This window comes from Thalassobacillus sp. CUG 92003 (genome assembly GCF_013618635.1).
Lineage (GTDB): Bacteria > Bacillota > Bacilli > Bacillales > Halobacillaceae > CUG-92003.
The window spans coordinates 230,142-243,450 of sequence record NZ_JABLSJ010000004.1; the positions used below are offsets into that span (position 1 = coordinate 230,142).

General features: G+C 44.3%; 11 protein-coding genes. All 11 read right to left on the reverse strand.

Annotated elements, in window-relative coordinates:
• Positions 1-563 precede the first annotated feature (563 nt).
• Complete coding sequence (locus HOP45_RS07955) at positions 564-1,523, reverse strand: ABC transporter permease (RefSeq protein WP_181348643.1); 960 nt, start codon at positions 1,521-1,523, stop codon at positions 564-566.
• Entirely contained in the window at positions 1,524-2,570 is a 1,047-nt protein-coding gene (locus HOP45_RS07960) for an ABC transporter permease (RefSeq protein ID WP_181348645.1), read from the reverse strand.
• Positions 2,570-4,099, reverse strand: coding sequence for an ABC transporter ATP-binding protein (locus tag HOP45_RS07965; RefSeq protein WP_181348647.1), 1,530 nt, complete (start codon positions 4,097-4,099; stop codon positions 2,570-2,572). Before HOP45_RS07965 ends, HOP45_RS07960 begins: the two co-directional genes overlap by 1 nt.
• Before the next feature lie 164 nt (positions 4,100-4,263).
• On the reverse strand, positions 4,264-5,379 hold the full coding sequence (locus HOP45_RS07970) for a BMP family lipoprotein (protein WP_483316424.1): 1,116 nt from the start codon (positions 5,377-5,379) through the stop codon (positions 4,264-4,266).
• A gap of 121 nt (positions 5,380-5,500) precedes the next feature.
• Positions 5,501-6,226, reverse strand: a complete 726-nt coding sequence (locus tag HOP45_RS07975) for a GntR family transcriptional regulator (RefSeq protein WP_181348650.1) — start codon at positions 6,224-6,226, stop codon at positions 5,501-5,503.
• 206 nt (positions 6,227-6,432) lie between these two features.
• Positions 6,433-8,733 carry an FtsK/SpoIIIE family DNA translocase gene (locus HOP45_RS07980; protein WP_181348652.1) on the reverse strand — a complete coding sequence of 767 codons (2,301 nt, stop codon included), beginning with the start codon at positions 8,731-8,733 and terminating at the stop codon, positions 6,433-6,435.
• 126 nt (positions 8,734-8,859) lie between these two features.
• Complete coding sequence (locus HOP45_RS07985) at positions 8,860-9,069, reverse strand: YlzJ-like family protein (RefSeq protein WP_181348654.1); 210 nt, start codon at positions 9,067-9,069, stop codon at positions 8,860-8,862.
• Entirely contained in the window at positions 9,066-9,794 is a 729-nt protein-coding gene (locus tag HOP45_RS07990) for a ClpP family protease (RefSeq protein ID WP_181348656.1), read from the reverse strand. Before HOP45_RS07990 ends, HOP45_RS07985 begins: the two co-directional genes overlap by 4 nt.
• A gap of 279 nt (positions 9,795-10,073) precedes the next feature.
• On the reverse strand, positions 10,074-10,943 hold the full coding sequence (gene dapA / locus HOP45_RS07995) for a 4-hydroxy-tetrahydrodipicolinate synthase (protein WP_370457989.1): 870 nt from the start codon (positions 10,941-10,943) through the stop codon (positions 10,074-10,076).
• 14 nt (positions 10,944-10,957) lie between these two features.
• Positions 10,958-12,178 (reverse strand): aspartate kinase, encoded by a 1,221-nt coding sequence (gene dapG, locus HOP45_RS08000; RefSeq protein ID WP_181348659.1) that lies wholly within the window; start codon positions 12,176-12,178, stop codon positions 10,958-10,960.
• 24 nt (positions 12,179-12,202) lie between these two features.
• Complete coding sequence (gene asd / locus HOP45_RS08005; RefSeq protein ID WP_181348661.1) at positions 12,203-13,249, reverse strand: aspartate-semialdehyde dehydrogenase; 1,047 nt, start codon at positions 13,247-13,249, stop codon at positions 12,203-12,205.
• Positions 13,250-13,309 lie beyond the last annotated feature (60 nt).

Consider the following 13,309-nt stretch of genomic DNA (forward strand, 5'->3'; position numbering starts at 1 on the left):
GCATGCCTTGTATTATCTCATACTCAACACCAATGACCAACGTGCTCATGCTATTGTTAACTTCGATCCACACGGAAGACTCAGTTTTGAGAACATTTGGGTCCTTTACATTTCAAAAGCTAGGGGTGGCTGGGAAACAACTCGCTTTCCAGCCCCTTTCGTTAACATAACAGAAAAGAGATCCTATAAGCGGATAGTTATTATTGAAATGAAATACGATAATTCAGAGGGAGAAAACACTACTTATGGACTTTGAGACCTTCTTTTCTCTTCTGATAAAGCCTGTAGAAATCAAAAGGGGTTATACAATAGCAATATTAGATTCTCCTTCCTAAAATCCCAGACAACTTCTCAGTTTAGCATTGATTATACGCCATTCATTAATAAGTAAAAAGATCTAGATTCTGATTGACTAAAAGCACTATTTCTTCTTAAACGGGAGGGAATTTATATAAGGTAATAAAAATACAAGAACGCTGGATATTATAATCCGAGCGTTCTTGTTTGGGACATTCCATTTATTTTCCTTTTTCGCTTAGAAGAAGGAATGCTTTTTGTTTTCATTACCTGCTTCCTTTGATGTAAGGTTTCCCGATAGCTTTCGGGGCCTCGGCACGTCCGATGAATCCGGCAAGAGCCAATATGGTGAGCACATAAGGTGCAATCATGAGGTAAACTTGCGGGATATCAGCTAATAACGGGACGTCAGAGCCCACATAACTCAAACTTTGGGCAAATCCGAAAAATAAGGCAGCGCCTAGAGCACCTAGAGGATGCCATTTCCCAAATATGACAGCTGCCAGGGACATGAACCCTTGTCCTACAATTGTAGCGTGAGAGAAGTTCAAAGCAATTGTCAGAGCGTAAACGGATCCGCCGAGTCCCCCCATGGCACCGGAAATCATAACTGCAATATAACGAATCTTCGTTACGTTAATGCCGTTGGTATCCGCTGCCATCGGGTGTTCGCCGACAGAACGAAGTCTTAATCCGAATGGGGTTTTAAATAATACGAACCACCCGACAAACGCTAAAATGATAGCCAAATACGAAGTCAATGCAAGTCCTGAAAAGAACAAGGGCCCGATAATCGGAATGTCGCTCAATAAAAATACATCAGTGGAATAAAATGGGCGTTCGACAATATCCGTTTGACCTTTACCGTACCACTGCTCTGTCAGGAATAACCCTAATCCTAGAGCAAGGAAATTGATGGCTACGCCGCTTACGACCTGATCGGCTCTGAATGTGACTGAAGCTAGCGCATGAATGATAGAAAACAAAGAAGAAATAAACATGGCAGCTATAATGGCGACCCATGGTGTCCAGCCGCCCAAAACACTATCGAACGTTAGACTGAATACAATCCCGACGAAAGCCCCCATTACCATGAGTCCTTCGAGCCCAATGTTTACTACCCCGGAACGTTCACTGAAGACGCCACCGACAGCCGTCAAAATAAGAGGGGCGGCAAAGAAAATCGCTTGGGGAATGATCGTTTGCAAAATTTCAAAAAATGCCATTTATTTCCCCTCCTTTTTAAATCGCAGGATCAGCCAGCGAATCATATAACTTGAGGCTACAAAGAATATGATCAAGGCGATGACAATTTCAACGAGCTCTGTTGGCACACCAGCTTGTGTCGGCATATTCAAAGCCCCGATTTTAAGGGTTCCGAATAAAAAGGCGGCAAAAATAACCCCGATGGCCGCATTTCCTCCTAGTAGGGCAACCGCAATTCCGTCAAATCCGATATTTGTGAAGCCAGACTTGACCGAGTAATAACCAAATGTGCCGATTCCTTCCATCGCGCCCGCCAACCCAGCGAAGGCTCCGGAAATCACCATCGACAGAATAATGTTTCGACTGACGTTCATGCCGGCATAATGAGAGGCATCTTTGTTGAAACCGACAGAACGAAGCTCAAAGCCCCGAACCGTTTTATTAAGAAGGAACCACATGATCAGAGCGCCAAATAAAGCTACAACGAAACCGTAGTGCAGACGTGAAAAGTAAGTCAACTGCTCCAACCATTCAGAACCGAGTGAAGCTGTCGGTGCCACTTGTTCTGTTTTGTCCGCATTATCCGTAATGACATGTCTCACAATGGCGTTCGCTGAGTATAAAGCAATATAGTTCATCATAATGGTCACGATTACTTCGTGAACGCCGAGTTTGGCTTTCAATAAACCTGGTACAAACCCCCAGGCCGCACCTGCTAAAGCAGCAGCAAGTATGGCAAGCGGCAGGTGGATGATCATCGGTGCTTCAAATGAAACGCCAACCCAGACAGATGCCAGCCATCCCATAAATACTTGACCTTCTACTCCGATATTAAACAACCCTGTTCGGAAAGCGAAGGCTACCGCCAGTCCCGACAATATGTAAGGGGTGACCTGGCGTATCGTTTCTCCTAAGAAATAAAGGTCACCGAACGCTCCATTCCATAAAGCTGCATAGCCTTGAATCGGATTATAGCCGAAAATAAGCATGATGAATGCGCCTGAAAGCAGACCGAGGATGACCGAGATTATCGGAATCAGTATATTCACTAAACGATTCGAAAACATTACGCGTCCCCCTCTTTCTGCTGCTGTTTGCTGCCAGCCATCAATAAGCCTAGCTCCTGCTCATCTGTGTCTTCAGGCGATGTTTCGGCCACCACTTCACCGTCAAACATAACGGCGATGCGATCGCTCAAATTCATGATTTCATCCAATTCGAACGACAAAAGCAAAACAGCGCGCCCTTTACCGCGTTCTTCAATTAACTTGTTATGGATGAATTCAATCGCCCCAACGTCCAATCCCCTAGTTGGCTGAGCTGCCACAATCAAATCAGGTGAACGATCGATCTCTCTACCTATGATCGCTTTTTGCTGATTTCCGCCTGATAAGGAACGGGCATGGGTGAAAATACTGGGCGTTCGCACATCGTACTCTTCTATTAACGATTTGGCTTTTTCGGATATGGATTTATAATTTAAGATCCCTGATTTTGCGAACGGGTTTTGATAATACGTTTGCAGCACCATGTTTTCTCTCATTGGGAAATCCAATACCAGACCGAACTTGTGACGATCTTGCGGAATGTGCGAAATGCCCGACTCCGTAACTTTTCGAGGTGTTTGATTGGCGATGTTTTGGCCATGAATCGTGATGCTGCCTGAATCGCTTTTACGCAATCCCGTGATTGCTTCAATCAATTCTGTCTGGCCATTACCGTCAACCCCAGCTATGCCGACTATTTCGCCAGCATGGACATCCAAGTTGACACCTTTGACCATTTCCACACCACGACTGTCTTTCACGTGTAGATCGACGACAGATAGATACTTATCCTTGGGTTCTGCAGGTGTCTTTTCAGAAGTGAAACTGACTTCTCGGCCAACCATAAGTGAAGCAAGTTCCGTGACATTCGTATCAGAAACGTTCAATGTATCGATGCCTTCCCCTTTTCGAATGACTGTACAGCGATCACACACCTCCATAATCTCTTTCAATTTATGGGTGATGAGAATGATTGATTTACCCTCTCGTACCAGACTGCGCATGATTTCAGTCAATTCCTTAATTTCTGGAGGTGTGAGGACCGCAGTCGGCTCATCCAAAATAAGAATTTCCGCGCCTCTGTAAAGGGTTTTGAGTATCTCTACCCGCTGCTGCATCCCTACGGATATATCTCTGATTTTGGCACGCGGGTCAACATTCAGCCCGTATTGCTCCGAGAGTTCTTTCACTTGTTTTTCAGCCTGACGAATATCAACCGTAGCATTCTTTTTGGGTTCACTGCCTAAGACGATGTTTTCCGTAACCGTAAATGTATCAATCAGCATGAAATGTTGGTGAACCATCCCGATACCAAGATCATTGGCTACATTAGGGTTCGATATATGAACTTCCTTACCTTTCACGCGAATATGGCCTTTCTCCGGCTGATAAAGGCCAAACAATACATTCATCAGCGTGGACTTTCCTGCTCCGTTTTCTCCAAGCAACGCATGGATTTCGCCTTGTTTCACCTGTAAATTGACATTATTATTGGCCACAACGCCAGGGAATTCTTTGCGAATATCCAGCATTTCTATCACATAATCCATGACCTCACCCTTTCGTTACAGTTCTCTATTTTCTACAATTAAGGTCTGATGCGTCTTGAAAAAATCATCAAATGAAAAGGGCCGGATTCAATCTTTTCATTTGATGATTTTTTATATGTAAAGAAAAGAAGAAGGCTAGGCAGCCTAGCCTTACTTCCTCATCTTTATAAAGAACTTTCGAATTCTTTTAGTTCGTCACGCGTGCTTGGTACTTCTATATCGCCGTTAGTAATTTTCTGCTTCCATTCTTCGATGGCCGTGGTGATTTCCTCAGTCAGTGCTTCTTCGTTCGTACGTGCGATGCTGATAGCCTCATCACCAAGTCCGTATTCCAACACTTCACCGCCTGGGAATTCTCCGTCCATTGCCTGCTGGGAAACATCCTGAACTGCAATATCAACGCGCTTGACCATAGAAGTCAACGTCACGTTATCGTCACCAATCGCGCCTTCTTCATGCTGGTCGCGGTCAACACCGATCACCCAAACATTCTCGTCCGGATTGTTATTTTTAATATCTTTCGCCTGAGCGAACACGCCATTACCTGTCGCGCCAGAAGCATGGTAAATGACATCTGCCCCGCCGGAGTACATGTTAGATGCAATCAGTTTCCCTTTGTCGGAAGCAGCGAAGCTCCCCGCATATTCCACGTCGACTTCGATGTCTTTATTCACTGATTTCACACCAGCTATATATCCTGCTTCAAATTTGTTAATCAAGTCCCCGTCAACACCACCGACAAATCCAACATGGTTTGATTCGGTTTTATGTGCAGCTGCTACCCCTGCAAGAAAGGAACCCTGATGCTCTTTAAATGTAATACTCGCAATATTATCACCTTCAGCAACAGAATCAACGATTGAGAAGTTCGTGTCAGGATACTGACTAGCTACTTCTTCAATAGCGGGCTGAAGGAGATAGCCAATGCCATAGATAAGATTATAACCTTGGCGTACAAGGCGGTTCAGGTTCGTATTATAATCGGCGTCACTTTCAGATTGCGCGTAGTCATACCCTTCGTCTTCTTCAAGGCCATGTTCCTCTCCGAACGCTTGAAGACCTTCCCACGCTGATTGGTTGAATGATTTATCATCCACACCGCCAACGTCTGTCACCATTGCAACGGAAAAGTCGCCGCCTTCAGCGCTGCCTGAATCGCTGCCATCTGATCCACTATTCTCTGTATCTTCTCCTCCGCTGTCACTGCCTGATCCTTCATCTCCTGATCCACAAGCACCCAGCACCATTCCAAGTGCTAAAAGCAGTGTTAACATCAGCATAAACTTTTTGATCTTCAAATAAATAACCCCCTAGAAATTTTTAAAAATTCAAAATTGCACGTGAAAAAAAAGGACCCCGATCACCTTCCTGACCGCATCACCTCCTTAATTATGAAAACCCTTACACACGTTTTCGTAAAACGTGGAAACTGAATTTATCTGCCCTGAAGTAATTGGAGGACAAAAGCACAGGTTCATCATCCAAATTATAATGCATTTGTTTTAACAACAATAAAGATTGTTCAGGATCACAGTTCAAAATGGATGAAATCCGATCATGATAGCCGATCGGTTCAATGTGCGTGACCGCATAACTAATCCTTTGTGAGGCGTAATTCTCCATTGTATTAAAAATGGAGTCCGCTTCACGTACTTTTTCAAGCGGTATTAAATGCTCGGGAATTTTGTCAATACAGAACACCACAGGTAAGTTATCAGCAGTCCGAACCCGCTCCACCTTTGCCAGTTTATGTATAAGGGTAGGTTCAAATCGCAGTCTATCATCTTCAGTCGGCTCAATGAGTTCAGCTGATAAGTATTGAACGCCAGGCTCCATACCGGACTTTTCGATCATACTCGTTACACTATTCAGTTCTTCTATTCCCGAGGAAAATACAGGTTTAGGATTAACAAAGGTTCCTACACCGTGTCTCCTCGTAACCACATTTTCCTCTTCTAGGATGCGCAATGCCTCACGAAGCGTCGCTCTGGAAACGCCTAGTGTTTTGGATAATTCAAATTCGGAAGGTAATTTCTCTTTTTCTCGGTGTATTCCGTTTTCAATGTCACGCTTTATTTGATCGATTACCTGCAAATAAAGGTGACGCGTATCTTGCCTGATCGACATATGCTTCACCCCAAGTCAAAATTCCGTTACGCTAGAGATCTGACCTCTGACGTTCGACACATCATGTTCGAGAATAATATAACACTTTTCTACATATAAATAAATAGAATTAGGACATTTTTATGGAATCGCGTACAAGTTTATTCATAATTGCTCGCTCACAAATAAATCCCTCCACTGCTTTGCAGCGATGGAGGGATTTTTCATTATGACGTATGTTCTTCCTGGGACTCACTGACTAGAACGGTTCTAGGCTTACTTCCCTCGTAAGGACCTACGATTCCGTTATCTTCCATCGCATCAATCAAACGGGCTGCTCGAGTATACCCGATTCTGAATCTGCGTTGAAGCATGGATACGCTAGCGCTTTGCATGTCGATGATCATTTGGACAGCCTCAGGATACAAATCATCGTCGACTTCTTGTTTTACTTCGTTTTCTTCTTCCGGAATCATCTCATCTTGATATTGGGCCTTTTGCTGCTCAACACAATAATCGACTATCCGCTCCACTTCATTATCAGAGAGAAAAGCCCCCTGGACACGCGTTGGTTTATTGTTGCCAACGGGCGTGAACAACATGTCGCCTTTTCCGAGCAATTTTTCCGCTCCACCAGAATCGAGAATGGTTCTGGAATCCGTTTGCGATGAGACACTAAAGGCGATCCGTGACGGAATGTTTGCTTTGATAACGCCTGTGATGACATCGACTGACGGCCGTTGGGTAGCGATGATCAAATGGATGCCAGCCGCCCTTGCCATCTGTGCTAAGCGTGTAATGGCGTCCTCAACATCATTCGAAGCGACCATCATGAGGTCGGCCAGCTCATCGACTAACACGACAATATACGGAAGCTGCGGCTGACTATTCTCTTCTTCCTGATTGTGTTTCTTAATATATTCATTATAACCTTCGATATTTCTCGTTCCCGTTTCTGAAAACAATTCATATCGTCTTTCCATTTCATCCACTACTTTTTTCAATGCCCGTGAAGCCTTTTTAGGGTCGGTCACGACAGGTGCAAGGAGGTGCGGGATACCGTTATAGACATTCAGTTCCACTTTTTTCGGATCGATCATCATCATTTTCACTTCATGCGGTTTAGCACGCATTAAAATGCTCGTAATAATCCCATTGATACATACGCTCTTCCCGCTTCCGGTCGCGCCTGCTACCAATAGATGAGGCATTTTATTTAATTCAGCCATGATCGCTTCACCGGAGATGTCACGCCCTAAGGCAAAGCTTAGTTTCGAGCCTTTCGGATTTGGATTGGCATCAAAGACTTCCCGTAACGATACCATCGCGATTTCCTGATTGGGCACCTCGATTCCAACAGCTGATTTTCCCGGAATCGGTGCTTCAATTCTAATGTCTTTAGCGGCTAGGGCCAGGGCTAAATCATCATTCAGATTCACGATTTTACTGACCTTAACCCCCACGTCAGGGTACACTTCGTATTTCGTGACTGAGGGGCCGACATGGACTTTTGTAACTTTAGCTTTCACGCCGAAACTTTGGAACGTTTTTTCAAGCTTCCTTACTGTAGCCTGAATATGAGATCGTTCCTGAGCCTGGGGATTATGAGTAGGCTCATCTAATAAATCAAGACCTGGCAGATTATAATCCATGTTTTCCACTTCGGTTAAAGGTAATGATTGGTCAAGTGATGTATCTTCTTTACTATCTTCATCAGCAGACTCTTCTAACGGAGTTCCGGGCTCTGTATAAGTAGCAGATTCGGTAAAATCCTGTATGATCGGTTCTTCGTATCCACTCTCATCAAGACTTTCCTCGGAAACCGAACGGCTCTCCACCTCTTTTTGATCCGTAGCAGTATCAGAGGTCTGTTTCGCTGAGCCATCTTTACGATTAAAGCTGACCTGCCTGATATTTTCCCATAGACGCATCCCCACCGGTTTCACCTTTTGGGAAAGTCCTTTCAAAATATCGCCGATAGACCATTCCGTCATAAACACAAGCCCGACAAGAAAGATAAAGAACGAAACGATTTTGGCTCCTGTAGCTGAAAATAAGAAATAATTCACAGCAAAAAGGAATCCGCCTGTCATGCCAGCCCCAATCGTTGAGTAACTCACTTCATCACTGACATAGTCAAAAAATTGATTCCACGTCAAGCCTAATACAGACGCTTCCGGGTCATTCGTCAGCAACGCTTCAAAAGACTGGATATGGGTGAACAGAAGAACAGCGCTAAATAAAATATAAAAGCCGATCATGCGTTTATGTAAAAAGCGTGGCCACCTTCGAGTGATCATCATAAACAGACCTAATGCGAAAAAGAACAAGGACGCAATAAAATACCAGACACCAAAGAAAAATTGCAGAACATGTTCAAGCCCCCCAGGGATCGCACCATCACTAATTGCTGAGGCACCGCTCCCAAAAACGGCCACAAACACAAACAGAAGCCCGAATAGTTCAAATTTCACCTGTTGTTTCAGCTTCGTTTTCTTGTTCTGCCGTTTTTTTCTTTTCCTGGCCATGACATCACCTCCTGAAAAAATGAATCAGGATGTCTTTCTATTCTGGGGCTGTTCCCGACAGAACGTGAAAAATCATCCTGTACCATCTTTCATTATATCACAGGCAAGCGTATGTTTGGCTATGACTTAACGTTTAATTTTGCGCCCCGGCTGGAGCTGATCATCGAGAAAATCCTGGGGATCAGTGGATAAAAGCTGGACGACTTCCACATGCCCATCCCCACTGTCCATCACCTTGACAGGACAATTTCTCAATGATCCATATAATACGTTTTGATAGTCTTCGTCACGAGCAGGAAAAATATCGTGTTCACTTAAAGGCGTATATAAAATCATTGGACCACCTGATCTTCTTCTGGTTTATTTTGTTCGATCATTTCGTTTAATTTTTCCATCGCTTCTTTTACGCCGCCTACTGCATCAATGATGCCATATTCAACCGCCTTATCCCCCACTACATTCGTACCGATGTCCCTCGTCAAGTTACCTTTCGCAAACATAAGTTCCTTGAATTTGTCTTCGGTAATATTAGAGTGCCTTGTGACAAAGTTGATGACACGATCCTGCATTTTATCCATATACTCAAAGGTTTGAGGTACGCCGATAACCAGCCCATTCAATCTGATGGGGTGGATCGTCATCGTAGCTGTTTCAACGACATAAGAATGGTCCGCAGCTACAGCAATAGGGACACCGATTGAATGCCCTCCGCCCAATACGATGGACACCGTAGGTTTAGACAATGATGCAATCATTTCCGAAATGGCTAAACCAGCCTCAACATCCCCTCCAACTGTGTTCAACAGGACGACTAGCCCTTCAATTTTTGGATTTTGTTCGATCGCAATTAATTGAGGGATAAGGTGTTCATACTTGGTCGTTTTATTTTGAGGCGGCAGCTGCATATGGCCTTCTACTTGACCAATGATTGACAATACATGGATATTAGAATCAGCCGGCTGAGGAACGGAGGACGTCCCGAGCTGTTGTATTTTTTCCACTAAAGCAGATTTGTCCTGGCCTTTGTCTTCTTGACTATTTTGCTGGAATGAATCATTCATGGCTATGCTCCTTTCCATTATCTGAGCTTAGTATAAACCACGAACCTCATAACCATACTTCAACACCTATATAGACTGGAATAATGCTGCCGATGGCTATTTTACCGAGTTCTGCGCCTCGCTTATAACTGAACCGACCATATATGTCTTCACAACATAAATAAGCAGTCCAATTAATTCGATAATTGAACTGCTTAAAAGATTACTCATAATATTTTGCACGTTAAAGGGTTAAATTGTTTCGAGTCAACGTTTTACGGATAAAGGCTTAAAGAAGCGTCATACAGGCATTAACTGCTTGATCGCTTCCTCTTCTGCCTGATCCAACGGCATCAACGGCATTCTGACACCGCCGACATTCACCCCTTTCATATTCAACGCAGCTTTCACAGGCGTAGGCGACGGCGCGCTGAACATGACTTTCATAAAGGGAAGCAATTTCCGGTGAAGAGCCGACGCTTCCTTAACTTTACCTTCATCAAAATAAGCGAGCATTTGCTGCATCTCAGCTCCAATGATATGTGAAGAGACTGACACGACTCCGTCTCCTCCTACGGCGTAAATAGGAAGGGTCAAATTGTCATCCCCGCTGTAAAGGGAGAACGTGTCATCCGTTCCTTCTATGATTTTAGCAATGCCATCCAGACTAGCGCTGGCTTCTTTCACAGAAACGATATTATCCACTTTCGACAGTTCGATAACAGTCTCAGGTTCAAGTCCAGCTGCTGAACGCCCAGGTACATTGTAGAGCATCACAGGCAATGATGTCGTATCAGCAATCGTCTTAAAATGGTGGTACATGCCTTTTTGATTCGGCTTGTTGTAATAAGGTGTTACTAACATGAGCGCATCGACACCAACCGACTCTGCTTTCTGTGATAATTCAATCGAGGACTTTGTATGATTACTTCCGGTACCTGCGACAACAGGTACCCGCTTGTTGGCTGCTTTCACCACATGTTGAAGTAAGGATACTTTCTCTTCAGCTGTCAACGTCGGTGACTCTCCGGTCGTTCCCGCGACAACGAGTCCATCTGATCCATTATCAATTAAGTAGTTAACCAGTTGTGTAGTCATGTCGTAATCAATCTCTCCATGGGAATCGAACGGCGTAGCCATGGCGGTCAAGACTTTCCCAAAATTCACGATGCTTCACTCCTTCTTCACGATTCAAGATTCAGATGGAATATATTATGCAAGGCATTGACAGCCGTCACAAGATCCTGTTCACGAACCAAAACCCAAATGGTTGTATGCGAGTCGGCAGATTGCAGGATTTGAACGCCTTCTTCTGTTAACGTCTGCACAATTTTGGACGTAACACCTGGAACCCCAGTTATTCCTGCACCTACTGTCGAAACTTTCGCACAATTTGTTGTGACTTCCGGTTCGTACCCGCGTTCCTTTAATATTTCGATAGCCTGTTCTGTATACACTTCTTCGATCGTATAAATGACACCGCTCGGCGAAATGTTAATGAAGTCGACTGAGATGCCGGCTTCTGCCATTGATTTGAACACTTCTGACTGCAGAATCGATGGGTCTTCTTTAGATTGCACCCGGATTTGCGTGATATCCGCCATGTGAGCGATTCCCGTTACGTTGCGATCAGAAATATCCTTTCCGGCTTCACCTTCACGCGAAGCTGCAACCAACGTACCCAACTCAGGAGAATAAGTTGAACGCACACGAATGGGCACTTTAGCATGCATGGCGATTTCAACAGCACGAGGATGAATCACTTTCGCTCCCTGGTAAGCAAGATTGCAAATTTCATTATAGGTCACAACTTTTAAAGCTCTCGCTGATTCCACTAACCTCGGATCCGCTGTCATAATGCCATCGACATCCGTAAATATATCAATATACTCCGCTTGAAGTGCGGCACCAAGCGCAGCAGCCGTGGTGTCACTTCCCCCGCGGCCAATCGTGGTGATTTCCCCGGATTCAGAACGGCCCTGAAAACCTGCGACCACGACAACATCATGGGTTTTAAATTCCTCGAGTATGCGGGATGGGTCCATGCGCAGTATTTTCGCTTTTGTAAAATCATCTGTGGTCACAAATCCTGCTTGAGCCCCGGTCAAACTTAGGGCAGAGACCCCTGATTGTTTAAGTTCATTTGAAAATACAACAGAGGATATCGTTTCACCGCAAGACATCAACAAATCCTGCTCGCGTTTTGAGTTATGGGATGATGGAAAATCGATGAGACTGAGAAGGGTATCCGTTGCGTACGCATCCCCCTCACGTCCCATTGCTGATACCGTCACCACCACTTTATAGCCTTCTTGTAATGCTGATTTAATATGCTCAATTGCTTTGCTTCGGCTGTCAGCATCTCTGACTGATGTTCCACCGAATTTCTGTACCAATACGTTCATTATAAAGACACCTCTTAATTGAAATTATATCCATTTGTTGGCAATCAATCGTTCAGCAATCTGCACAGAGTTCCATGCAGCTCCCTTTAATAGGTTATCAGAGACCACCCATAGATGAAAGCCAAGGTTATCGTCCAAGTCTTTACGTATACGACCGACAAAAACATCCCGTTTTCCAGCCGCATTAAGAGGTGTGGGATAGGCTTGGTTTGATGGATCATCTTCCAAAACAATCCCAGGTGCTGATGATAGAGCTTGTTTAAGTTCTTCTACTGACGTGCCATCTTTTTCAATTTCCACGTACACACTTTCAGCATGGGACGTGAAAATCGGCAGGCGTACACATGTTGCCGCTACCGGTAATTCAGGAGCACTCATTATTTTCTTCGTTTCGTTAATCATTTTCATTTCTTCGAATGTATACCCGTTTTCCTGGAATACGTCAATTTGTGGCAGCGCATTAAATGCGATGGGGTAGTGATGCTCATCGCCTTTAACAGGTAAAATTTCAGCTTTCATGTCCTCTCCGTCCAGGAACGCTTGTGACTGTTCACGTAGTTCATCATTGGCAATCGTACCGGCACCGGATACAGCCTGATACGTAGAGACAATCACACGCTTCAAGCCAAAAGCTTGTTTGATCGGCTCAAGGGCGGCCACCATTTGAATGGTCGAACAGTTAGGATTTGCGATAATTCCATTATGATGTTCAATGGCTGCTTCATTGACTTCAGGCACCACAAGCGGCACCTGTTCATCCATACGGTACGCACTTGTATTGTCGATCACAACGGCTCCACGTTTAACGGCTTCAGGTGCTAATTGTTTGGAAATGGAACCCCCGGCAGAGAAGAGCGTGATGTCTACTCCATCAAAACTTTCAGGTTTTGCTTCTTCAAGGGTATACGTTTTATTTTTATACGTCACCTTTTTCCCAGCTGAACGACTGGAAGAAAGTAGTTTTAATTCATTAATTGGAAAATTGCGGTCTTCAAGTGTTTCGATCATTTTCTGACCGACCGCTCCTGTTGCTCCAACGATGGCTACATTAAATTGGTTTGTTTCACTCATACGGAAATTCCCCTTTCTATTTTTTTTGCAAATTTCACTATTTTACTAGTTTATCATATA